Origin of the sequence: Streptomyces lydicamycinicus, from assembly GCF_000829715.2 — a bacterium.
In the GTDB taxonomy this organism is placed as follows: Bacteria; Actinomycetota; Actinomycetes; order Streptomycetales; family Streptomycetaceae; genus Streptomyces; species Streptomyces lydicamycinicus.
This window is the reverse complement of record NZ_BBNO01000007.1, coordinates 503,018-522,570: the sequence shown is the minus strand read 5'-3', so window position 1 is coordinate 522,570 and position 19,553 is coordinate 503,018. Positions and strand designations below refer to the sequence as shown.

The window sequence follows — 19,553 nt, the reverse complement described above, 5'->3', positions numbered from 1 at the left end:
GCCCGGCTGATCACGGGTGGCGGCCGCTCCGTACCGGCGGAGCGGCCGTCGTACCGCCGCGCCGCTCAGCCGGCGACGAAGCGCGGGTGCGGCTCCCCGTGGAGGCGGCCGGGCGGCAGCTTGCGGCCGTAGGCGACCAGCAGCAGGTCCTGGGCCGAGCCGTACAGCGGTGTGCCGGTGCCGAAGGACCAGTCGAGGTCGTCGGCGCGGAGCTGGATGCCGCGGAGGTCGGCGCCGAAGAACCTGGCCGTCCCTGGGGTGATCTTCTCCAGGAGGAGGCGCACCCGGTCTTCGGGAACGCGCCGGTCGTGGCCCAGGGCGACCGTGATGTCCAGGCCGTGCACCACGTCGTGCCCCAGGGCCGCCGCGAAGCCGCCGACCGGCGGCGTCCAGGGATGGTGCGCATGCTCCCGGAGGAAGCCGGCGAGCTCGCTCGTCGAAGCGGCGGCCGCGTCCCTGCGGGCGCACCGGTCGGTCATCCGGTGGAGATTGCCTCCCGCGCGGACGAGTTCGGCGAGCGTCTTGGGGAGCGAGTAGCGGAACCCCATCGACATATGCGCCACGACCTCCCGCACCCGCCACCCCGCGCACAGCGTCGGTGCGTCCCACTGCTTGGCCGGCAAACCGTCCAGCATGGCCGCCAGTTCCCGGCGTTCGGCCGCGATCGCCGCCTTGGTGTCCATCGGAGTTCTCCTCTCGAACCGCCCCTGGTGTCAAGGATCTTGGCAGCGTCGCCATAAGTCCAAGAGCCGGTGGTTCTGCTCTCTAGAATCACCGGTTATGGAACTTCGACAGCTCCAGTACTTCGTCGCTGTGGTGGAGGAGGCCAACTTCACCCGGGCCGCCGCCCGCCTGCATCTGGCGCAGCCGGGGGTGAGCGCCCAGATCCGGCAGCTGGAACGGGAGTTGGGGCAGCCGCTGCTCGACCGCTCCGGCCGGTCGGTGACCGTGACGGAGGTGGGTGAGGCCGTCCTCACCCATGCGCGGGCCGCGCTCGCCGCCGCCGAAGGGATACGGCAGACCGTGGACCAGTTCAGCGGGCTGCTCCGCGGCCGCGTCAGAATCGGCCTGCTCTCGGGCGCCGCCAGTAGCCGGTTCGACATGCCCTCCCTTCTCGCCGATTTCCACGACGCCCACCCCAAGGTCGAGATCTCGCTCACCGAGGACACCTCGGAGCGGATGCTCGGCGAACTCCAGCACGGTGCGCTCGATATCGCCGTGATCGGCCTCATGGACGAGGAGCCGCCGCCGGGTACGGCCTGCCAGATCGTGGTGGACGAGCCGCTCGTCGCCGCCGTCGCACCGGACGACGCCCTCCTGACGGCGGACGCTGAGCGGACGGGCATCCCGCTGACCGCGCTCCGCGACCGTGCCCTGATCAGCCTGCCGCGCGGTACCGGACTGCGCGGAGCGCTCGAACGTGCCTGTGCGGAGGCGGGGTTCCGGCCCCGGATCGCCTTCGAGGCGGCCGCCCCGCACGTCCTGGCCCGGCTGGCGGCGCGTGGCCTCGGGGTGGCCGTCGTCCCGGCGCTGCCGGCGGACGAGGCGGCCGCCGCGGGTCTGCGCACGCTGGAGATCACCGCGCCGCGGCCGCGCGGCCGGGTCGCCCTGGCCTGGCGGGCGGCAGGCCCCGTCGGCCCCGCCGCCCGGGCCCTCCTGGAACGGTTGTGCGCCGCGCTCCCCGCGGTGGGAAGCGGTGGCGGCACAGCGGCCGCCGGGCCTGCCGGAGACGCGCGAGAGGCAGCGGGTGCCGGGAACGCCCGGCAGGCCGTCGGCGCCGCCCCCGGTCACCAGGCCGTGGGCGCGTAGTCCTTCAGGAAGCAGCCGAACAGGTCCTCACCGCGCTCGCCGCGGACGATCGGGTCGTACACCCGGGCCGCTCCGTCGACCAGGTCGAGCGGGGCGTGGAAGCCCTCGTCGGCCAGCCGCATCTTGTCGGGGTGCGGACGCTCGTCGGTGATCCAGCCGGTGTCCACGGCGGTCATGAGGATGCCGTCGGTCTCCAGCATCTCCCGCGCGCTGGTGCGGGTGAGCATGTTCAGCGCCGCCTTGGCCATATTGGTGTGCGGGTGGCCGGCGCCCTTGTAGCCGCGGCTGAACTGGCCCTCCATGGCGGAGACGTTCACCACGTACTTGCGGCGGGCCGGGGCCGCCGCCATCGCCGGGCGCAGCTTGCTCACCAGCAGGAAGGGGGCGGTCATATTGCACAGCTGGACTTCCAGCAGCTCGATCGGGTCGACCTCGTCGACCTTCTGGATCCAGCTGTTGGTGGCGTGCAGATCCGGTACCAGCCCACCCGCGTCGATCGCGGTGCCCGCCTCGATCCGGGCAGGCGTGGCGGAGCCGGTGGTCAGGGCGAGGGCGGTGAGGTCGGCCGCGGTCAGCGCGCCGGAGGTGCCCGCGGCGGCGGGGAGGGCCGCGGGGACGCCGCTGCCGAAGTGCCCGAGGACGACGGAGGCGGGCAGCTCCCCGGCGGGCAGCGGGGCCGACTCGGCGGCGATCAGCTGTCCGTACGCCTCGGGTGACCGGCGGACCGTCTGCGCGGCATTGTTGATCAGAATGTCGAGCGGGCCTTCGGCGCTCACCGTCTCGGCGAGCGCGATGACCTGGGCCGGATCCCGCAGATCGATCCCGACGATCTTCAGCCGGTGCAGCCAGTCCGCGCTGTCCGGCATCGCCTTGAAGCGGCGGATGGCGTCGCTCGGGAAGCGGGTGGTGATGGTGGTGTGGGCGCCGTCGCGCAGGAGACGGAGCGCGATATACATGCCGATCTTGGCCCGGCCGCCGGTGAGCAGCGCGCGCCGGCCGGTGAGGTCGGTGCCGGCGTCGCGGCGGGCCCGGTTCTCCTTGGCGCAGGGCGGGCAGAGCTGGTGGTAGAAGGCATCGACCTCGACATAGCGGGTCTTGCAGGTGTAGCAGGAACGGGGCCGCTCCAGGATGCCGGCCAGCTCGGTGCTCACGGAGCTGGCGAGGGCCAGGCCCTGGGTCTCGTCGTCGATCCGGTCGGGGGCCCCGGTGGCCGTGGCGGCGGTCACCGCCCTGTCGTTGGCGCTCTTGGCCGCCCGGCGTTCCTGCCGCCGCCGCTGCTTCACCTTGCGGTAGATGCCGGCGGTGGCGCGCCGTATGGTGATCGCGTCCGGGTGGTCGACGGGCAGCGCGTCGAGCTCCTCCAGCACGCTCAGGCAGACCGCCATCCGCTCCGAGTCGATACCCGTGCCATCGGCCCGGCCTGTTTCGGTCACCGTCATCGCCGCTGCCGCTTTCCTGGGATCGTGTGTTCTATTCAAGCTTCGGCGGAACTGTACTGAGCCCGGGCTGCTGCGAACAAACCCGGTGGCGGGCGCTCGTGCTGGTGAGCGTGGCGCGGGGCGGTGGAGCGGCGCCCCACCGGTCAGGGCTGAGGGCCCGGCACTCCGCACGTGCCGGGCCCTCGTCCTGCCGTATTCCCCCGGCCGTCACCGCACCGGGTCGTGCCCCAGCTCGATGTCGAACTCACCGTCTCCGGCAGCCGCCACCTGCAGCGGAGTGGCCACCGGCGGGTAGCCGCTGGCGATCAGCGTGTACTCACCGCTGTCGAGGTCGGTGAAGACATACTCCCCGTCGTGCCCGCTGGTGGCGGTGCCCACCACATTTCCCGCCGGGTCCAGCAGGGTCACCCGGGCGTCGTCGACCGGGCTGCCGTGCACCGTGCGTACGGTGCCGCGGACCTGGGCACCGGGCGTCAGCCGGACCTCGTACCAGTTGCGGTCGCCGGTGGTGACCTCCACCGGGAGGGCGGACGGGCGGTGGCGGGCGGCACTGACGGCCAGGGTGTAGCTGCCGGGGGCCAGTTCACCGAACGCGAAGCTCCCGTCCTGGCCGGCCACTCCTGACGCCACCACCTCGCCGGTGACATCGGTGGCCACGACGAGCGCGCCGGGCACCGGGTCCTCGCCCTTCTCGTCGCGGACCTCGCCCTCAAGACCGGCCGCGCCGCCGAGGGTCAGGTCGTACGAGACCGGCTCGCCGCCCACCACGACGGTCACGGCCTGCGGCTGCCGGGCCCCCGCGGAGCCGATCAGCACATAGCTGCCGGCGCCCGTCGTGGGCAGGGCGTAGCCACCGTCGGCCGCGGTCGCGGCACGGCCGAGCTGCCGGCCGTCGACGCTGATCAGGGTGACCGCGGCCCGGTCCACCGGCCGGCCGTCACCGTCCCGTACGGTTCCCCGGATCTCCGGCCCGGTCGTGCCGATACCACGGTCCGCGGCGGGTGCGGATGCCGCGGCCACGGCCGGTACGGCGTCGGCGCGCGGCGCACCGGCGGGCTCGGACGGCCCGGACGGCGGCGGGGTGACCACCGCGTCTTCGGCACCGTCCGCCGCCCCGTCGACGGCGTCCGTCGCACCACCGGCGGAATCCGCCGCCGCATCGGCTTCGGCGTCGGCCTCCGCACGGGCCTGGAGCCCGGAGATCTGCCGCAGCGGGACCTCCTTGATGAACCACATCAGCAGGAAGGCCAGCGCGACGACGATCGCCCCCATGAGGAAGACCGTGTGCATCGAGTCCGCGAAGCCGCGCTTGAACGGCTCGGCCAGCCGCGGGTCGAGGTGCTGGATGAACGACGAGTCGCTGAGCACGCCCGAGGAGTCCGCGTTGCCGGGGTGCTTGAGCATGTCCAGCACGGGCTTGTTGGCGGGGTCGTGCAGCACCGCGGGGTCATGCAGCGCGGCCTGGAACCGCTCGGTGGACACCGCGTCCTTGAACGCCGCGGAGATCTTGTCACCGACCGTACTGAACAGCACCGACAGGAAGACCGCGGTACCGGCGGTGGCGCCCATCTGACGGAAGAACGTGGACGAGGCGGTCGCCACCCCCATGTCCCGCGGCGGTACCGCGTTCTGCACCGCCAGCACCAGCGTCTGCATACAGCCGCCCAGGCCGAGGCCGAAGACCAGCATGTAGATCATGGTCTCCCACAGCGGGGTGTCCCACTGGACCCGGAAGTGGAAGAGCAGCATCGCCGCGATCATCAGCGCGGTCCCGATGATCGGGAAGATCTTGTAGCGGCCGGTCTTGGCGGTGATCTGGCCCGACGCGATCGAGGCGATGAACATGCCCGCCATCAGCGGCAGCATTTCCAGACCCGAGCTGGTGGGGCTGGCACCCTTCACGATCTGGAGGTACTGCGGGATCATCAGCATCCCGCCGAACATCCCCATACCGATCAGCACGGACAGCACACTGGTCTTGCTGAAGGTGCCGTTGCGGAACAGCCGCATCGGGATCAGCGCGTCGTCGCCGATCCACCGCTCGACGAAGATCCAGGCGATGATGCCGACGCCACCGATCGCATAACAGGCGTTCGACCGGGAGGAGTCCCAGCCCCACTCCCGGCCCTGCTCCGCGACGAGCAGCAGCGGCACCACACCGACGGAGAGGGTGAGCGCTCCCCACCAGTCGATGCGGTGGTCGCGCCGGGTGTGCGGAATGTTGAGGACCTTGGCGACCACGAACAGCGCGATGATCCCGATCGGGACGTTGACCAGGAAGACCCAGCGCCAGCCGGTGATGCCCAGCAGCTGGTCCTGCCCGGCGAGGGCCCCGCCGATCAGCGGCCCGGCGACACTGGAGGTGGCGAAGGTGCCCAGCATGTAGCCCTGGTAGCGGGCGCGTTCACGGGGCGGGACGATGTCCCCGATGATCGCCAGCGCCAGCGACATCAGACCACCGGCGCCCAGGCCCTGCACCGCCCGGAACGCGGCGAGTTCGGTCATCGAGGTGGAGAAGGTGCACAGCACCGAACCCACGACGAAGATGGTGATCGCGGCCAGGTAGTACGGCTTGCGGCCGTACAGGTCGGACAGCTTGCCGTAGAGCGGCGTGGCGATCGTCGAGGTGATCAGATAGGCGGTGGTCGCCCAGGCCTGCTGGCTGAGGCCGTGCAGATCGTCGGAGATGGTCCGGATCGAGGTGCTGACGATGGTCTGGTCGAGCGCGGCGAGGAACATCCCCAGCATCAAACCGCTGAGGATGGTGAGGATCTGACGGTGGCTCAGGACTCCTGGTCCGGGTATCTCCCCGGTTCCCGCCCCGGGCGGGGAGGTGGCGGTGCTCATGTACGTAGGTCTCCCTGCTCCACGGTGGCACCCTGGTCTCCCCCGGGACCCAGCCGTGTGTGTTGTCGTTCTGCCATGTCCTCGTTGAGACGGCCGAGCAGCCGGATCAGGTCGGCCCGGTCCTGGGGCGACCACGGTTCGAGGAGCCCGGCCAGTTCCGCGTCGCGCTGCGCGCGGTAGTGCGCGAACGCGGCACGCCCCGCCTCGGTCGCGGCCAGCAGCGACCCGCGGCGGTCCTCCGGGTCCGGGCGGCGGGTCACCAGGCCCCTCTCCACCAGCGAGCGCACCTGCCGGCTGACGGTCGACAGGTCGAGGAACGCATCGGCGGCCAGGTCGGTCGCCCGCTGATCCCCGCCGACCACCAGCCTGGCCAGCAGCACCCGGTCCGCGGCACCGCCGTCGCCCTTGGCCCGCTGCTTCCAGGCCGCGATCAGCCGCGAGAAGCGGACGATCTCCGTGCCCAGCCCGGCGGCCGCCTCCTCCAGCCCCGACGAGGCGGTGACCTCCGGGGCAGCCCGGTCACAGTCATGGACCGTGCCCTTACTCATCGTCGTGATCCTTCGCGGTGCGGTCATCGACCGTGGATATCTTGCTTGTATCCAGCAAGCATAGCGGCTGGAATCGCCCGCTCCGCACCGCCCAACCCCGGGGTACGGGCGCGGAGATGGGGGTGCGGAGGCAACGGTCCGGCCGTATATGCTCCGCCACGCCCCCTCTACGAGCGGCGCAGGTGAACCCGGCGGCGTACGGAAACCGGAAGACCGCCGCCATCCGACCGGCCGGAGACCGTTGTGCACCTTCCCCCTGAACTTCTCGCGCTGCTGCGCCGGCCGAGCGTCTGCTTTCTGGCCACCTCGATGCCCGACGGGTCCCCTCAGCTGACCCAGACCTGGGTCGACACCGACGGCACCCATGTGCTGATCAACAGCGTCCGGAGCCACGTCAAGACCCGGAACATCGGGCGCGACCCCCGCGTGGCCGTCGCCGTCTCCGATCCGGATCACCCCGCGCGCTACTTCCAGGTGCGCGGCCGGGTGGTCGAGACCACGACCGAGGGCGCGGTCGAGCACATCGAACAGCTCGCCCAGAAGTACCTCGGCAGGCCCTACCCCTGGTACGGGGGCCGCGACGAGGAACGCGTGCTCTTCGTCATCGAACCGCAGAGCATCAGCGGCACGGGGTGAGGCACGGCTCCGGAGCAGCCGGGGACCGCGACGCCGCGAGCGTGTGGACCCACGACCACGCGCGGGCCATGCGGGCCACCCGCGCCCCGCACACCGGGATCGTCCGGGTGAACACCCACGGCCCCGGGCTACGGGCGGCGTGCGGCGTGCTCAGATGTCCGCCGGCCCGGGCTCCGTACCCTCGCGGACGGCTGCCGGGGCCTCGTCCTGAGCACCTGTCAGATCCCGGGCCAGCGCCACGCGGGAGAGCAGCACGGCGCCCCACAGGACGAGCGCGACGCCCACCGCCTCGGGCAGCAGCCACCAGCCGGTCCGTACCCGTTCGTCAAAGAGGGTGACGCCCAGCGACAGGCTCAGCAGCGCGTCGCCGAGCGTGAGGACCGGCTGCGAGGCGGTCAGCGGGCCCGACTGCATGGCGTTTTCCAGCAGGAAGATGGCCAGTACGCCGGTCAGGGCGAAGCCATAGGTCTGCCAGGTGCTGAAGAACGCGGCGGGGCCGCCGGTCTGCCAGGCATGCGTGGCGTCCTTCAGCATGGCCGCCGTGAGGGCGTACCCGACCGCGGTCGCCCCGGCGAAGCAAGCGGCCCGTACGCCGCCCGCCCCGCGCCGGAGCGCGGCACCGACCGCAGTGACGATCACCGCGGCGCAGACCGCCAGGGCGGGCACCCAGCGGTCGAAGGGGGCGTGGGTGGTGCCGAGGGTGGGCGCGGCGGCGGCGAGGGCGGAGCCGAGACCGACGACGAGCAGCGCTACCCCGACCCAGCCGGAGCGGGGGATCCGTCCCCCGAGGAGGACCCGTCCGATGAGCAGGGCGAGGGGCAGTTCGAGGACGAAGAGCGGCTGCACCACGGACAGCGCTCCCTGGGACAGTGCCAGCGCCTGGAAACAGGCCGCGGCGACGACCGCGAGCATCCCGCCGAGCCAGACGGCCCGGTGCAGCAGGTCGACCAGCAGCCCCAGACGCAGTCCGGCGGAGAGCGGGACCGTGCGGGCGGCCCGGCGCTGGAGGACCGTGGCCAGCGCGTTGCTGGCCGCCGCGAGCAGTGCGAACAGTACGGCCGGCCACGTGGTCACGGCCCACCTCCTCGTCGGCCACCCGGGCACCGGGGCGGGGCCCGCGCCGTGGTGGCCGGGCGGCGGCGGGGCGGCGCTGTACCGGTCCTCGACGCTATCCGGCGGCCGACGGGACGGCCCCGGCGACACGGGCGCCGGGGCCGTATTCGCTGAGCCGGACGGATGCTTCCCGGGTGCCGGGGTGGCTGCGTCCGGGGCGCCGGGCGGCCGCGGCCCGGCCTCCGGGCGGCCGTCCCCGGGGTGGCAGATCTTGGCACCCCGGTGTCGAAACGCCAGGTCACAGCCGTGGCCCCGGCGGCGGCAGGTGGCGCAACACTGCGGCAACACCAATGGCCGGATCTCGTCGGTATGGTCCACCGCATGCCAGCCGAACGGACCCGCCAGCACACGACTCCGGTAGCGGCCGCGCGCCGTCGCCGGCGCCGCGCGGACCACGCCCGGCAGCTCGCCGACCTGCTGCGCCACCAGGTGCTCGGGGGCGGATTCCCCGGCGGCGTCCTGCCCCACGAGGAGGCGATCGGCGCGGACTACGGCGTGTCCCGCAACACCGTCCGCCAGGCCCTCGATCTACTGCGCGCCGAACAGCTCGTGGAGCGTCAGCCGGGGGTGGGCACGGTGGTGGTGGGTCAGAAGTACCCGCATGCGCTCGACCGGCTGAGGGGGCTCGCCGAGACCCTGCACCCGCACGGCAGGGTCACCAATGAGGTACGCACCATCAGCCCGGTCGCGGCGCCGGCCCCGGTGGCGGACCGGCTGCGGCTTCCGCCGCGCACCGAGGTGCTCTACGTGGAGCGGCTGCGCAGGCTCGATGGTCTGCCGCTGTCCTTGGACCTGACCTATATCCCGATGCCCGTCGGGCTGGCGCTGCTCGACGCCGACCTGGAGAACAACGACGTCTTCCGGCTGATCGAGGAGACCGCAGGACAGCCGCTGGGCACCGCCGAGATCACCCTGGAGGCCGTCAACGCCGATGCGCACTCCGCCGCTGTCCTGGAGGCCCCACGCGCCGCCGCCGTGCTGATGCTCGAACGCCTCACCCATCTCGCCGACGGCACCCCCGTCGACCTGGAGTTCATCCGCTTCCGCGGCGATCGCCTCACCATGCGGGGCCTGCTGCACCGCACGATCTGAGCCACTCCCGCACCGCTCCCCTCCCCGACCGCTCCCGCTCCCCCGCCATGCCCTGGAGACCGCCATGCCTCTTGTGCCGCAACGCGCCGATGTGCCGGTGACCATCGACGAATCGAAGTGCATCGACGGCTGCACCTTGTGCGTCGACATGTGCCCGCTGGACTCGCTCGCCATCGACCCGGCGAGCAACAAGGCGTACATGCACGTCGACGAGTGCTGGTACTGCGGCCCGTGCGCCGCTCGCTGTCCCACCGGCGCGGTCACGGTCAACATGCCCTATCTGCTGCGATGAGAGGCCCCCGTTCATGAGCTCCCGATTTCCGGGCTCCCCGTTTCCGCCGTCCCCGTCCCCGTCCCCGGCCCCGGCCGCTCCCGGTTCCCCGCCTGCCGCACCGCGCCCGGCTCGCCGCCGTGCGCTCGCCGCGGCGCTGGCGTGCGCGCTGCTGGGCTCGCTCAGCGCCTGCGGCACACCCGCGGACGCCTCGGACGGCAAGACCGTCACCGTGACCGTCGGCTACCAGTCCAAGACCATCAACACGGTCACCGCCGGTACGCTGCTGCGCTCGCTCGGCTTCTTCGAGCGTGCCCTGCGCGCCCAGGGCAAGCGGGACGGCAGGACGTACAAGGTGCGGTGGCAGGACTATGCGACCGGTGCGCCGATCACCGCGCAGATGGTCGCCGGGAAGGTCGACATCGGCTCGATGGGCGACTTCCCGCTGCTGCTGAACGCCGCCCGCGGCAAGCAGCTGCGGGCCCCCACCCGGCTGGTCTCGGTGACCGGCTACAACCTGCGCGGGGCGCTCAACACCGTTGTCACCAGGCCCGGTTCGGCGCTGCGCTCGGTGCGGGACCTGCGTGGCAAGAAAGTCTCCAGCAGCGTCGGTTCGGCATCCGACGGCACGCTGGTGCGGGCGCTGCGGCAAGCCGGGCTCGATCCGGAGCAGGACATCCACAAACTCAACCAGCAGCCGGCGGTGGGTGCCTCGGCGCTCCAGTCGGGCAGCGTGGACGCGCTGTCGCAGTTCGTGGCCTGGCCGGGGCTGCTCGCCTTCCAGGGCAAGGCCCGGGCGCTCTACGACGGGGGCGCGCTCGGCCTGCCCACCTTCCACGGGGTGACCGTACGGGAGGCGTTCGCCACCCGGCGCCCGGCCGTGGTCCGGGCGTTCCTCGCCGCACAGCGGGAGGCGACCCGCTCGCTGCGGGCCCACCCCGTCGACGCCGCACAGCGGGTCGCCAGGGCCACCGGGCTGCCGCCCGAGGTGGTCTACCTCTACAACGGCGCCGGCGGCATCGCGACCTTCGATCCCACCCTCAAACCGCAGCTGATCGCCGCGCTGAAGAAGGACGTCCCGGTGCTGCGCGCGGCGAAGCTGACCGGGCCGGTGGATGTCGATTCGTTCGTCAACGACCATTATCTCAGGCCGAGTTACGGCCGGGACTACGCCCGGTCCGTGCGCGCCACCGGGCACCCGTCACCCGACGAGGTGTGGCTGCGCGGCGCGGACCGTACCCATTCCTTCGCCGGTCCTCAGGCGCTGCTCCGGTTCGTCGCCGCGCATCGCGACAAGGTGCGTGCCGCGTATGTGGCCGATACGACGACCGGCACCCGCTGGTTCGCCGACAAGTCGGTCTGGGTCCGCGACGGCGCACGGCTGCTGCCCTTCGCCACCCGGGCCACCGCCGACGCCTGGACGCGGCGGCACCACGGTGCCCGCACCGTCGGCTACGCCGCCGCTCTGAAGGAGGCCCGATGAGCGCGCCCCCCGCCACGGCCGACGGCACGGGACGGACCGGCCCGCACCGAGTGGCCTGGCTCCGTTACGCGCGGATCACGGCCGCGGTCCTCGCGGCACTCACCGGCTGGCAGTTGCTCGCCCAGTACCGGGTGAATCTGTGGCTGCGGTTCGCCCAGTTCCCCACGGTCGCCGAGACGGCGCGGGAGTTCGCCCGCCGGCTGGGCACCGCCACGTACTGGCAGGACGTCTCCGACAGCCTGACCCGGATCGTCGGCGGCTTCCTCCTCGCGGCCGTGCTCGGCATCGCCATCGGCACCGCCCTCGCCCGCTCCCCCGTCGTCTCCGATCTGTTCGGTCCACTGCTCGAAGTGCTGCGCCCGATACCGGCGATCGCGCTGGTCCCGGTGGCGATCCTGCTGTTCCCCAGCAATGAACAGGGCATCGTCTTCATCACGTTCACCGCCGCGTTCTTCCCGGTCACGGTCTCCACCCGGCACGCGGTGCGGGCACTGACGCCCGTCTGGGAGGAGGCCGTGCGCACCATGGGCGGGGGCCGGTGGCGGGTGCTGCGGTCGGTGGTGCTGCCGGGGGCGCTGCCCGGCATCCTCGGCGGACTGTCGGTGGGGATCGGCGTCTCGTGGATCTGTGTGATCTCCGCCGAGATGATCTCCGGCGAGTACGGCGTGGGCTATCGCACCTGGCAGGACTACACCATCGTCGACTACCCGGGGGTCTTCGTCGGGATGGCCACCATCGGCCTGCTCGGGCGGCTCACGTCCACGGCGGTGGAACTGCTGGGGCGGCGACTGACGCGCTGGCTGCCGCGCACCGCGCGCGGCCAGGGGGCCACCGCGGGCGGCCGGGCCCGGTGGCGAACGGCCCGGACGGCAGTCGGGGAGCCGTCATGACCCGTACCGAGACCGGCACCGACATCGAGACCGCCCCGGCGGCCCCGGAGCGAGCACCCGCACCGGGCCTCCAACTGACCCTCAGCGATGCCGTGCTCGGCCGGCCCGGTGCCCCCGTCCTCGATCAGGTGGACCTCGATGTCGCCGCGGGCGAGATCCTCACCGTCGTCGGACCGTCCGGCTGCGGCAAGTCCACCCTGCTGCGCACGCTGGCCGGGCTGCTGCCGCTCCTCGGCGGCCGGCTGGCCCAGGACGGTGCGCCGGTCGCGGGGCCGGCCGCCGAGCGGGCGCTGGTCTTCCAGGAGGACGCGCTGCTGCCCTGGCGCAGCCTGCGGGCCAATGTGGAACTCCCGCTGGCCATCCGGGGAGTGGCCCGTGCGCGGCGCCGGGCGCTGGCCGAGGAGTGGCTGGCCCGGGTCGGGCTCACCGAGCACGCCGCCCGGCTGCCGCACCAGGTCTCCGGCGGCCAGCGGCAGCGCACCCAGCTGGCCCGCGCGCTGGCCGGGCGGCCGCGCGCGGTCCTGATGGACGAACCGTTCGGCGCGCTCGACGCACAGACCCGGGCCGGCATGCAGCAGTTGCTGGTCACGGCGCTGAGCGGTACCCGGGCGACCGTCGTGTTCGTCACCCACGACGTCGACGAGGCGCTGTTCCTGGGCGACCGGGTCGCGCTGCTGGGCACCGGCCGGGTGCTGGACGTACCACGGCCACGCCTGCGCGGGGCGCACACCGATCCGGCAACGCTCGCCCTGCGCCGCGAGGTCCTCGCCTCCCTGGACGGCCGGCCCGGTTCCTGACCGGCGCCCGGCACCGGCGCGGCCCGAACATCACCGACCTGACCGGCACGTCCTCGTACGTGACCGGCGAGCGAAAGGCACTGTCATGCCGGAAGGCACCGTCGGCGGGACCACGGAAGCCATGGCGATCCCCGCCCTCGACTCCGCCGAGGAGCTGTCCTGCGACGTCCTCGTCATCGGCGGGGGCACCGCCGGAACGATGGCGGCGCTCACCGCGGCCGAACACGGCGCATCCGTCCTGCTGTTGGAGAAGGCGCACGTCCGGCACTCCGGTGCGCTCGCCATGGGGATGGACGGGGTCAACAACGCCGTCGTCCCGGGCCGCGCGGAACCCGACGACTATGTCGCCGAGATCACCCGCGCCAACGACGGCATCGTCGACCAGTCCACCGTCCGCCAGACCGCCACCCGCGGCTTTGCGATGGTGCAGCGGCTGGAGGCGTACGGCGTGAAGTTCGAGAAGGACGAACACGGCGCGTACGCGGTCCGCCAGGTGCACCGCTCCGGCTCGTATGTGCTGCCGATGCCCGAGGGCAAGGACGTCAAGAAGGTCCTCTACCGGCAGCTGCGCCGCCGTGAGATGCGCGAGCGGATCCGCATCGAGAACCGCATCATGCCGGTGCGGGTGCTGACCTCCGGCGGCCGGGCGGTCGGGGCGGCGGGCTTCCACACCCGCACCGGGCACTTCGTCACGGTCCGGGCGGGCGCGGTGATCCTCGCCACCGGCGCCTGCGGCCGCCTCGGCCTGCCCGCCTCGGGCTATCTGTACGGCACCTACGAGAACCCCACCAACGCCGGTGACGGCTACGCCATGGCCTATCACGCGGGCGCCGCGCTGACCGGCATCGAGTGCTTCCAGATCAATCCGCTGATCAAGGATTACAACGGCCCGGCCTGCGCCTATGTGGCCAATCCGTTCGGCGGCTACCAGGTCAACCGGCACGGTGAGCGGTTCGTGGAATCCGACTACTGGTCGGGGCAGATGATGGCGGAGTTCGCGGCCGAGGTCGCCTCCGAACGCGGTCCGGTCTATCTGAAGCTGAGTCACCTCCCGGAGGAGTCCGTCTCCGCCCTGGAGACGATCCTGCACACCACCGAGCGCCCCACCCGCGGCACCTTCCACGCCGGACGCGGCCACGACTACCGCACCCATGACGTGGAGATGCACATCTCCGAGATCGGCCTGTGCGGCGGGCACTCGGCGTCGGGGGTACGGGTCGACGACCACGCCCGCACCACCGTGCCGGCCCTGTACGCGGCCGGGGACCTGGCCTGTGTCCCGCACAACTACATGATCGGTGCGTTCGTCTTCGGTGATCTGGCGGGCGCGGACGCGGCCCAATACCGGGCGTACGAGGGTGAGTTGCCCCATGACCAGCTGCGCGACGCCCATGAACTGATCTACCGGCCACTGCGGAATCCCGACGGCCCGCCGCAGCCGCAGGTCGAGTACAAGCTCCGGCGCTTCGTCAACGACTATGTCGCCCCGCCCAAGAGCGGCGCCCGGCTGTCGCTGGCCGTCGAGCACTTCGCGCGGATGCACACCGACCTCGCCGCGATGGGCGCCCGCACCCCGCACGAGCTGATGCGCTGCGCCGAGGTCGGCTTCATCCGCGACTGCGCCGAGATGGCCGCCCGCTCGTCGCTGGCCCGCACCGAGTCCCGCTGGGGCCTCTACCACGCACGCACGGACCACCCGGAGACCGATGACACCGAATGGCTGCACCACCTCGATCTGCGGAAATCGGCGACGGGACGGATGGAGTTCACGGCCCGCCCGGTGGCGCCGTACCTCGTCCCGGTCGACGAGTACCGACCCGTGGGCGGCGCGCCCCGGTTCCTCGGCGAGGTCCACCCGGAGCAGGTCGCGACGGCGGGGCGGAGGGACAGGCCGCCGGTGGGGGCTTCGGTGGTGGGGGCTCCGGCGGTGGGTGCGGAAGGGGTGGCGCCTCTGGGGGCGGACGGCGGGGCCGGCGGTGGCGGTGGCACGGCCGTAGCCACGCCGGGGGCTGCCGGTGCCGACGCCACGGCCGGGACCACGCCCGGAGCGGGGGCCGGAGTCGGTGCGGCGGCCGGAGTGGGTACCGGGGTCGGGCCCGGGGCCGGCACGTCTCCCCGCATCCTCGAACTCCTCGCCCTCGCCGAGGACCAGCCGGACCTCCCGGCGCTGCGTCCCTACCTCGCCGACCCCGACCCGGCCGTACGGCGCGCCGCTGTCGACACCCTCACCGAAACCGTCCCGTCAGGCACCGGCCAGGCCCTCGCCACCGCCCTCGCCGACCCCGACCCCGCCGTACGGGCGGCCGCGGGCGCCTCACTGCGTGAGCTGATCGAGGTCCTCCCCCCGGAGCCCGGTCTGCGTGCGCCGCTGGCCGCCGCGGTGCACGGACCCGACGCGGTCGTCCGGTCGGCGGCCGTGGAGGTGCTGCGTGCGCTGCGCCTCGGCGACCGGGCCCTCTTCGTCACCGCGCTCACCGACCCCGCCGTGGAGGTACGCGTCCAGGCCGTCCGCGCCCTGGTCTCCGTCGATGCCGCGGACGAGCTGCGCCGGGCCGCCCGGGACGCCTCCCGTGAGGTCCGGGTGGCCGCCGCGCACGGACTCGGCACGGTCGGCAGCCCCGGGGATCTGGCGGTGCCGCTCCGCGACGAGGACGTCCTCGTACGGGCCGCGGCGCTCGCGGCGCTGGCCACCACCGGCTGCCCGCCGCCCTATGACGCGGCGGCCGTCGCGGCGCTCGGCGACCCGGCCTGGCAGGTCCGGTCCGGCGCCGCCACGGCCCTGACCGCCGCCGCCCCCGAGCCGGCCGTGGCCGCACTGCGCTCCGCGCTCTCCGACGGGCACGCGGATGTGCGCAAGGCGGGGGTACTCGCCCTGCGCGCGCACGCGTCCCGCGCGGACGCCCGCCAGGCACTGGCCACGGTCGCGGACGACCCGGACGCCGATGTCCGCGCCTACGCCCGGCTCGCGACGAAGGGGTGACACGGGGGCCGGGGGCCGGGGCCGAGTACGGAGCCGGGTGCGGGACGGCCCGGACCGGTGGGCGGCATCCCCGCTCCCCGGCTCCCCACAGCCGGCGTCCCGCGGTGACCCACAGACTGGACACAACGGCGCGTGCCGACCACCGCACCCCCGGTATAAAACAGCACAAAAAAGGCATATTCCTGCTAGCCGACATGGACCGCTGGTCAGGAATGCCTATGCCCTCCCTCGCCCCTCGATGGCCCCGATACGTCGAGTTCGCTCCGAGCGTCCTGGTCGCCGGAGGGCTCGTCTGGGACGCGTTCTCACCGGCCGACTACTGGGGCGACCCGATGCTGACGGCCGCCAGCGTGATGGCCGGTGCGCTGCTCTCCCTGCGGCACACCCTCGCCATCGGCGCCGCTCTCGTCGGCGGCGTCTTCGCACTGACCGTGAAGGACGGCACCGCCGGCGACATCGTGGGCTATCTGGAGCTCATCAACACCCTCTTCGCCGCGCTCATGGGGGTCGGCGTCAACCGGGTGATCGCCCGCCACGGACGCCATCTGGATGTGGTGCGTTCGGTGGCGGAGGCCGCCCAGCGTGCCGTGCTGCCCGCACCGCCGGAACGCATCGGCCCGCTGGCCATCGCCGCCCGCTACCAGGCCGCCCAGAGCGAGGCCCGGATCGGCGGCGACGCCTATGCCGTCCAGCGGACCCCGTTCGGCGTCCGGCTGCTGATCGCCGATGTGCGCGGCAAGGGGCTGGGCGCGGTGGGCGCGGTGTCGGTGCTGCTGGGCGCGTTCCGCGAGGCCGCCGAGGAGGAGCCGGACCTCGCGACGCTGGCCGACCGGATGGAGCGCGCCCTGCTGCGGGAGAGCGAGCACACCTCCGAGGAGGACCGGCTGGAGGGCTTCATCACGGCCCTGCTCTGCGAAGTCCTCCCGGGAGCCGCGGGCCTGCGGATGCTGAACTGCGGCCACCCCGCGCCCTACCTCTGCCACGACGACGAGGTACGCGTCCTGGAGGCCGGTGATCCGGGGCTGCCGCTGGGGATGGGCACGCTGGGAGTGGAACGGACCCTCCCGGCCGACCGGCCGTTCCCGGCGGGCAGCACCCTGCTGCTGATCACCGATGGTGTGACGGAGGCCCGCGACGCCACCGGCCGCTTCTACGATCCCGCGGCACAGCTGGCGGGCCACGGCCCGTTCCGGGGGCCACGGGACGTGATCGACCGCCTGGTGCGGGACGTCGAGCACTGGACCGGCGGCCCGCGCGACGACGATATGGCGGTGCTCGCGGTCACCCGGCAGATGGAGGGCGGGATGCGGGCCCCGCACAGGGGGAGCAGCCCCGTCCGGTGACGTGGCGGCGGGGCGCGGCGGCGGGGCCACGGCCGGTGCCCGTTCGCGGACGCAACTGATCCACGACACCCGTCGACCGGCATGACTCCCCGTCATCACTCCACGGCCGCCGCCACATCGCGGCATTTCCCCATCCCTTTGGGAATTTCGTCGTGTGCTGCCGAAAATTCTGGACAAGGGATGAGATGATCAGTCAGAGCATCAGCATCCGCACCGAGCGACCCTTCGCTCCCGCGCAGATCGGAGTTGATGTGTCCGACAACAGATCAACCCTGCTGAGTCAGCGCGCCGCCGTCATTTTCCTCCTTGGCGCCCTCACCGCTATCGCCGCCGGGGTGCTCACCTTCTTCAACGGCGGCACCCCGGCCTCCGCCACCCTCGTCGGCGGCGCCGCCTTCGGTGCCGCCGTCACCTTCTTCCATACGGTCATCGACTGAGCTTCCCCACGGACCTCCGGGTCCGCCCTTGGCTCCGCCCGGCCGGACGCCCAGGCACCGGGCCCACACCTTCAAGTTGTTCCTTCAAATAGCTTGAGGTTTGCAGGCCCGGCCCGGCCTCCACGCCTCAAGCGGAATCCGTGGCACCGCATGCGGTGCGCTGCCGCACCTCAAGTGCCAAACTTGAGTCACCGCGCCCGGCCGCCGGCCGGGGCCCTTGTCGCCGAGGGGAACATCATGACCTGGGCATCTTGGACCACTGTGGGGATCCACGCCCTACCTGGCGCGGTTCACACCGCGGAGATCGGCGTGATCAACGGTGACCTGACCATTCACACGACCTGGTCGGAGAACCTGGCCCACGTAGCTGTGCAGTACACCGGGGCGTCGGACTGGTACACCATGGCCGGCAGCCCCGTCCCGTGCGATTCCGAAGAGGCCAGCCGCACCTTCCACCAGGCCGTCGTCGAAGCCGTACGCGGCGGAGAGCGCGCCGACGCCTCCCTGGAGGAGCTGTTTCACCACTAGGGCCTGTCGTTTGGATCAGGCCCTGGGGCGGGTCCGGCGGATCTTGTGACTGCGTTCAGGTTCGGGTCGCCGGCATGGGCACGGGGCGGGGAGATCCGACGAACCGGGCATGGACCCGGCCGAAGCCGCAGCTACCCAAGTACGGTCGGCGCGGCGGGCGTTGGATGAGCCGAGCGGCACAGACACCGAACGGCGGACGGCACGTGGGACAAGAACCCTTGCGGATGTTCTGGCCGACGAGGGACTCGGACGGTCCCGGGGCGGCCTGACCTGCAATGACCATCTCGCCGGTGAAGGCGGCTGCCGCCCCATGGCCTTGCTGATCACGCCGGGACAATGGGGTGGCTCCGATGGCATAAGGTTCCCGCATGCAACTGGACGAGGGCCGAAGGGCAGCCGAGGCCGGGGACTGGGTAGCTGCGGCGCACGCCTTCGTCCGGGCCGCGATGGAGGGCAGTACGGAGGGTGCCGAGCTGGCGGCCCAAGTGACGGCCGAGCTTGTACCGCTGGCGGATGGCGGGTCGGCGGAGGCCGCCGCGCTGCTCGCCGGGATCTACTTGGAGTACTTCGACGAGTCGGCCCTGCCCGCAGCTGTGCGTTATGCCCGTGCGGCGGCCGAGGCCGGGCTTCCGGCCGGGCAGCGCACCTATGGGCACATGCTGGTGATGGGTCTGGGCGTCGCGGAGGACCGCGCCCGTGCCGCCGAGCTGTTCCGGGCGGCCGCCGAGGGCGGGGACGCCTACGCCGTGTTCAACCTCGCCCAGCTGGTCGACGACCCTGACGAGTCCCTGCGGCTGTTGGAGGCTGCGGCACGCGAGGGGATCGTCGCCGCCGCTGCCGTCCTCGCCGACCGGCTGTCCGCTCTGGACCGGGACGAGGAGGCGCTGGGCTGGTACGTCTGGGCGGCCGAGCGCGGGCATACGGGGGCGATGAACGCCGCCGCCTGCTGGTACCGCGACGGCTTTGGCACCACGCCGGACCCGGTGCAGGCGGTGCGCTGGTTCTTCGTCATGCTCGCCCACGGCGACGGAGACGGCATCCACGAGGCGATCCAGCTGGCGAAGGCCGGGGCCCTGGACGAGGAGCAGATCCGCGACGCCGGGCGGCTCGCCGGCGATCCCGGGGCGGCGGAGGCCCTGATCGGCACGGCTCTGGGCGGCGGCCGAGCCTGAGGAAGTGGCCAGCCGGCCATGCCTTGATCCGCCGATAGGGCAGCCGTCCCCGCCGCACCACGGACCGGATCACAGCGCGGGCCAGATCGTCGCGATCTGCACGGGATGAGAGCGCTCCCCCACTCCGACGACCCCGCGCTGACGGCCGTTTGCCGCAGGCGAGCCCGC

Annotated in this window: 17 protein-coding genes and 1 pseudogene; 13 read left to right on the top strand and 5 right to left on the bottom strand. The window is 72.6% G+C overall.

All coding sequences use genetic code 11. The annotated features are described in order from the left end of the window. Positions 1–65: 65 nt before the first annotated feature. Positions 66–683 carry a maleylpyruvate isomerase family mycothiol-dependent enzyme gene (locus TU31_RS24830; protein WP_042158321.1) on the bottom strand — a complete coding sequence of 206 codons (618 nt, stop codon included), beginning with the start codon at positions 681–683 and terminating at the stop codon, positions 66–68. Positions 684–780: 97 nt separating this feature from the next. On the opposite strand from TU31_RS24830, the gene TU31_RS24825 reads away from it, so the two are divergent. After that, the gene (locus tag TU31_RS24825; RefSeq protein ID WP_042158320.1) at positions 781–1,809 is read left to right on the top strand and encodes a LysR family transcriptional regulator; all 1,029 of its coding nucleotides are present in this window, start codon (positions 781–783) and stop codon (positions 1,807–1,809) included. On the opposite strand, the gene TU31_RS24820 is transcribed toward TU31_RS24825, so the two are convergent. The 3 genes from TU31_RS24820 to TU31_RS24810 all read right to left on the bottom strand — a co-directional run bounded on the left by TU31_RS24820 (position 1,788) and on the right by TU31_RS24810 (position 6,643). Further along, complete coding sequence (locus tag TU31_RS24820) at positions 1,788–3,248, bottom strand: SDR family NAD(P)-dependent oxidoreductase (RefSeq protein ID WP_042158318.1); 1,461 nt, start codon at positions 3,246–3,248, stop codon at positions 1,788–1,790. The two genes, TU31_RS24825 and TU31_RS24820, sit on opposite strands and share 22 nt — an antisense overlap. Before the next feature lie 207 nt (positions 3,249–3,455). Continuing rightward, on the bottom strand, positions 3,456–6,095 hold the full coding sequence (locus tag TU31_RS24815) for an MFS transporter (protein WP_042158316.1): 2,640 nt from the start codon (positions 6,093–6,095) through the stop codon (positions 3,456–3,458). Beyond that, the gene (locus tag TU31_RS24810) at positions 6,092–6,643 is read right to left on the bottom strand and encodes a MarR family winged helix-turn-helix transcriptional regulator (RefSeq protein ID WP_042158313.1); all 552 of its coding nucleotides are present in this window, start codon (positions 6,641–6,643) and stop codon (positions 6,092–6,094) included. Before TU31_RS24810 ends, TU31_RS24815 begins: the two co-directional genes overlap by 4 nt. Positions 6,644–6,886: 243 nt before the next feature. Between TU31_RS24810 and TU31_RS24805 the strand changes: the two genes are divergently transcribed. Beyond that, positions 6,887–7,279: a PPOX class F420-dependent oxidoreductase gene (locus TU31_RS24805; RefSeq protein ID WP_042158311.1), complete on the top strand. Its 393-nt coding sequence runs from the start codon at positions 6,887–6,889 to the stop codon at positions 7,277–7,279. A gap of 150 nt (positions 7,280–7,429) precedes the next feature. Here TU31_RS24805 and TU31_RS24800 read toward each other — a convergent pair whose 3' ends face one another. Then, positions 7,430–8,353 (bottom strand): DMT family transporter, encoded by a 924-nt coding sequence (locus TU31_RS24800; protein ID WP_042158309.1) that lies wholly within the window; start codon positions 8,351–8,353, stop codon positions 7,430–7,432. A 360-nt stretch (positions 8,354–8,713) separates the two neighbouring features. Between TU31_RS24800 and TU31_RS24795 the strand changes: the two genes are divergently transcribed. The 11 genes and pseudogenes from TU31_RS24795 to TU31_RS36035 all read left to right on the top strand — a co-directional run bounded on the left by TU31_RS24795 (position 8,714) and on the right by TU31_RS36035 (position 19,385). Then, positions 8,714–9,484: a GntR family transcriptional regulator gene (locus tag TU31_RS24795; RefSeq protein WP_245698685.1), complete on the top strand. Its 771-nt coding sequence runs from the start codon at positions 8,714–8,716 to the stop codon at positions 9,482–9,484. Positions 9,485–9,548: 64 nt separating this feature from the next. Continuing rightward, entirely contained in the window at positions 9,549–9,776 is a 228-nt protein-coding gene (locus TU31_RS24790) for a 4Fe-4S dicluster domain-containing protein (protein WP_042158306.1), read from the top strand. 13 nt (positions 9,777–9,789) lie between these two features. Then, positions 9,790–11,238 (top strand): ABC transporter substrate-binding protein, encoded by a 1,449-nt coding sequence (locus TU31_RS24785; RefSeq protein WP_078885937.1) that lies wholly within the window; start codon positions 9,790–9,792, stop codon positions 11,236–11,238. Beyond that, positions 11,235–12,128 carry an ABC transporter permease gene (locus tag TU31_RS24780; protein WP_042158305.1) on the top strand — a complete coding sequence of 298 codons (894 nt, stop codon included), beginning with the start codon at positions 11,235–11,237 and terminating at the stop codon, positions 12,126–12,128. Before TU31_RS24785 ends, TU31_RS24780 begins: the two co-directional genes overlap by 4 nt. Continuing rightward, the gene (locus tag TU31_RS24775) at positions 12,125–12,925 is read left to right on the top strand and encodes an ABC transporter ATP-binding protein (protein ID WP_042158302.1); all 801 of its coding nucleotides are present in this window, start codon (positions 12,125–12,127) and stop codon (positions 12,923–12,925) included. The genes TU31_RS24780 and TU31_RS24775 overlap by 4 nt, the downstream gene beginning before the upstream one ends. An 85-nt stretch (positions 12,926–13,010) precedes the next feature. Then, complete coding sequence (locus tag TU31_RS24770; RefSeq protein ID WP_063770823.1) at positions 13,011–15,905, top strand: fumarate reductase/succinate dehydrogenase flavoprotein subunit; 2,895 nt, start codon at positions 13,011–13,013, stop codon at positions 15,903–15,905. A 218-nt stretch (positions 15,906–16,123) separates the two neighbouring features. Continuing rightward, positions 16,124–17,248: a PP2C family protein-serine/threonine phosphatase gene (locus TU31_RS24765; RefSeq protein WP_078885936.1), complete on the top strand. Its 1,125-nt coding sequence runs from the start codon at positions 16,124–16,126 to the stop codon at positions 17,246–17,248. A gap of 185 nt (positions 17,249–17,433) precedes the next feature. Then, complete coding sequence (locus tag TU31_RS24760; RefSeq protein WP_042158299.1) at positions 17,434–17,685, top strand: hypothetical protein; 252 nt, start codon at positions 17,434–17,436, stop codon at positions 17,683–17,685. Positions 17,686–17,922: 237 nt separating this feature from the next. Next, positions 17,923–18,213 (top strand): hypothetical protein, encoded by a 291-nt coding sequence (locus TU31_RS24755; protein ID WP_042158296.1) that lies wholly within the window; start codon positions 17,923–17,925, stop codon positions 18,211–18,213. 74 nt (positions 18,214–18,287) lie between these two features. Continuing rightward, positions 18,288–18,604 (top strand): annotated as a pseudogene (locus TU31_RS40640) (hypothetical protein); the annotation flags it as partial. Continuing rightward, a complete protein-coding gene (locus tag TU31_RS36035; RefSeq protein WP_052719037.1) occupies positions 18,582–19,385 on the top strand; it encodes a tetratricopeptide repeat protein in 804 nt (267 codons plus the stop codon). The pseudogene TU31_RS40640 and the gene TU31_RS36035, both read left to right, overlap by 23 nt. The last annotated feature ends 168 nt before the right edge of the window (positions 19,386–19,553 follow it).

Excerpts from the sequence above, each read along its gene's own strand:
- TU31_RS24830 (WP_042158321.1), bottom strand. The coding sequence starts at position 683 with ATGGACACCAAGGCGGCGATCGCGGCCGAACGCCGGGAACTGGCGGCC.
- TU31_RS24825 (WP_042158320.1), top strand. The coding sequence starts at position 781 with ATGGAACTTCGACAGCTCCAGTACTTCGTCGCTGTGGTGGAGGAGGCC.
- TU31_RS24820 (WP_042158318.1), bottom strand. The coding sequence starts at position 3,248 with ATGACGGTGACCGAAACAGGCCGGGCCGATGGCACGGGTATCGACTCG.
- TU31_RS24815 (WP_042158316.1), bottom strand. The coding sequence starts at position 6,095 with ATGAGCACCGCCACCTCCCCGCCCGGGGCGGGAACCGGGGAGATACCC.
- TU31_RS24810 (WP_042158313.1), bottom strand. The coding sequence starts at position 6,643 with ATGAGTAAGGGCACGGTCCATGACTGTGACCGGGCTGCCCCGGAGGTC.
- TU31_RS24795 (WP_245698685.1), top strand. The coding sequence starts at position 8,714 with ATGCCAGCCGAACGGACCCGCCAGCACACGACTCCGGTAGCGGCCGCG.
- TU31_RS24790 (WP_042158306.1), top strand. The coding sequence starts at position 9,549 with ATGCCTCTTGTGCCGCAACGCGCCGATGTGCCGGTGACCATCGACGAA.
- TU31_RS24785 (WP_078885937.1), top strand. The coding sequence starts at position 9,790 with ATGAGCTCCCGATTTCCGGGCTCCCCGTTTCCGCCGTCCCCGTCCCCG.
- TU31_RS24780 (WP_042158305.1), top strand. The coding sequence starts at position 11,235 with ATGAGCGCGCCCCCCGCCACGGCCGACGGCACGGGACGGACCGGCCCG.
- TU31_RS24775 (WP_042158302.1), top strand. The coding sequence starts at position 12,125 with ATGACCCGTACCGAGACCGGCACCGACATCGAGACCGCCCCGGCGGCC.
- TU31_RS24770 (WP_063770823.1), top strand. The coding sequence starts at position 13,011 with ATGCCGGAAGGCACCGTCGGCGGGACCACGGAAGCCATGGCGATCCCC.
- TU31_RS24765 (WP_078885936.1), top strand. The coding sequence starts at position 16,124 with ATGCCCTCCCTCGCCCCTCGATGGCCCCGATACGTCGAGTTCGCTCCG.
- TU31_RS24760 (WP_042158299.1), top strand. The coding sequence starts at position 17,434 with ATGATCAGTCAGAGCATCAGCATCCGCACCGAGCGACCCTTCGCTCCC.
- TU31_RS24755 (WP_042158296.1), top strand. The coding sequence starts at position 17,923 with ATGACCTGGGCATCTTGGACCACTGTGGGGATCCACGCCCTACCTGGC.
- TU31_RS36035 (WP_052719037.1), top strand. The coding sequence starts at position 18,582 with ATGCAACTGGACGAGGGCCGAAGGGCAGCCGAGGCCGGGGACTGGGTA.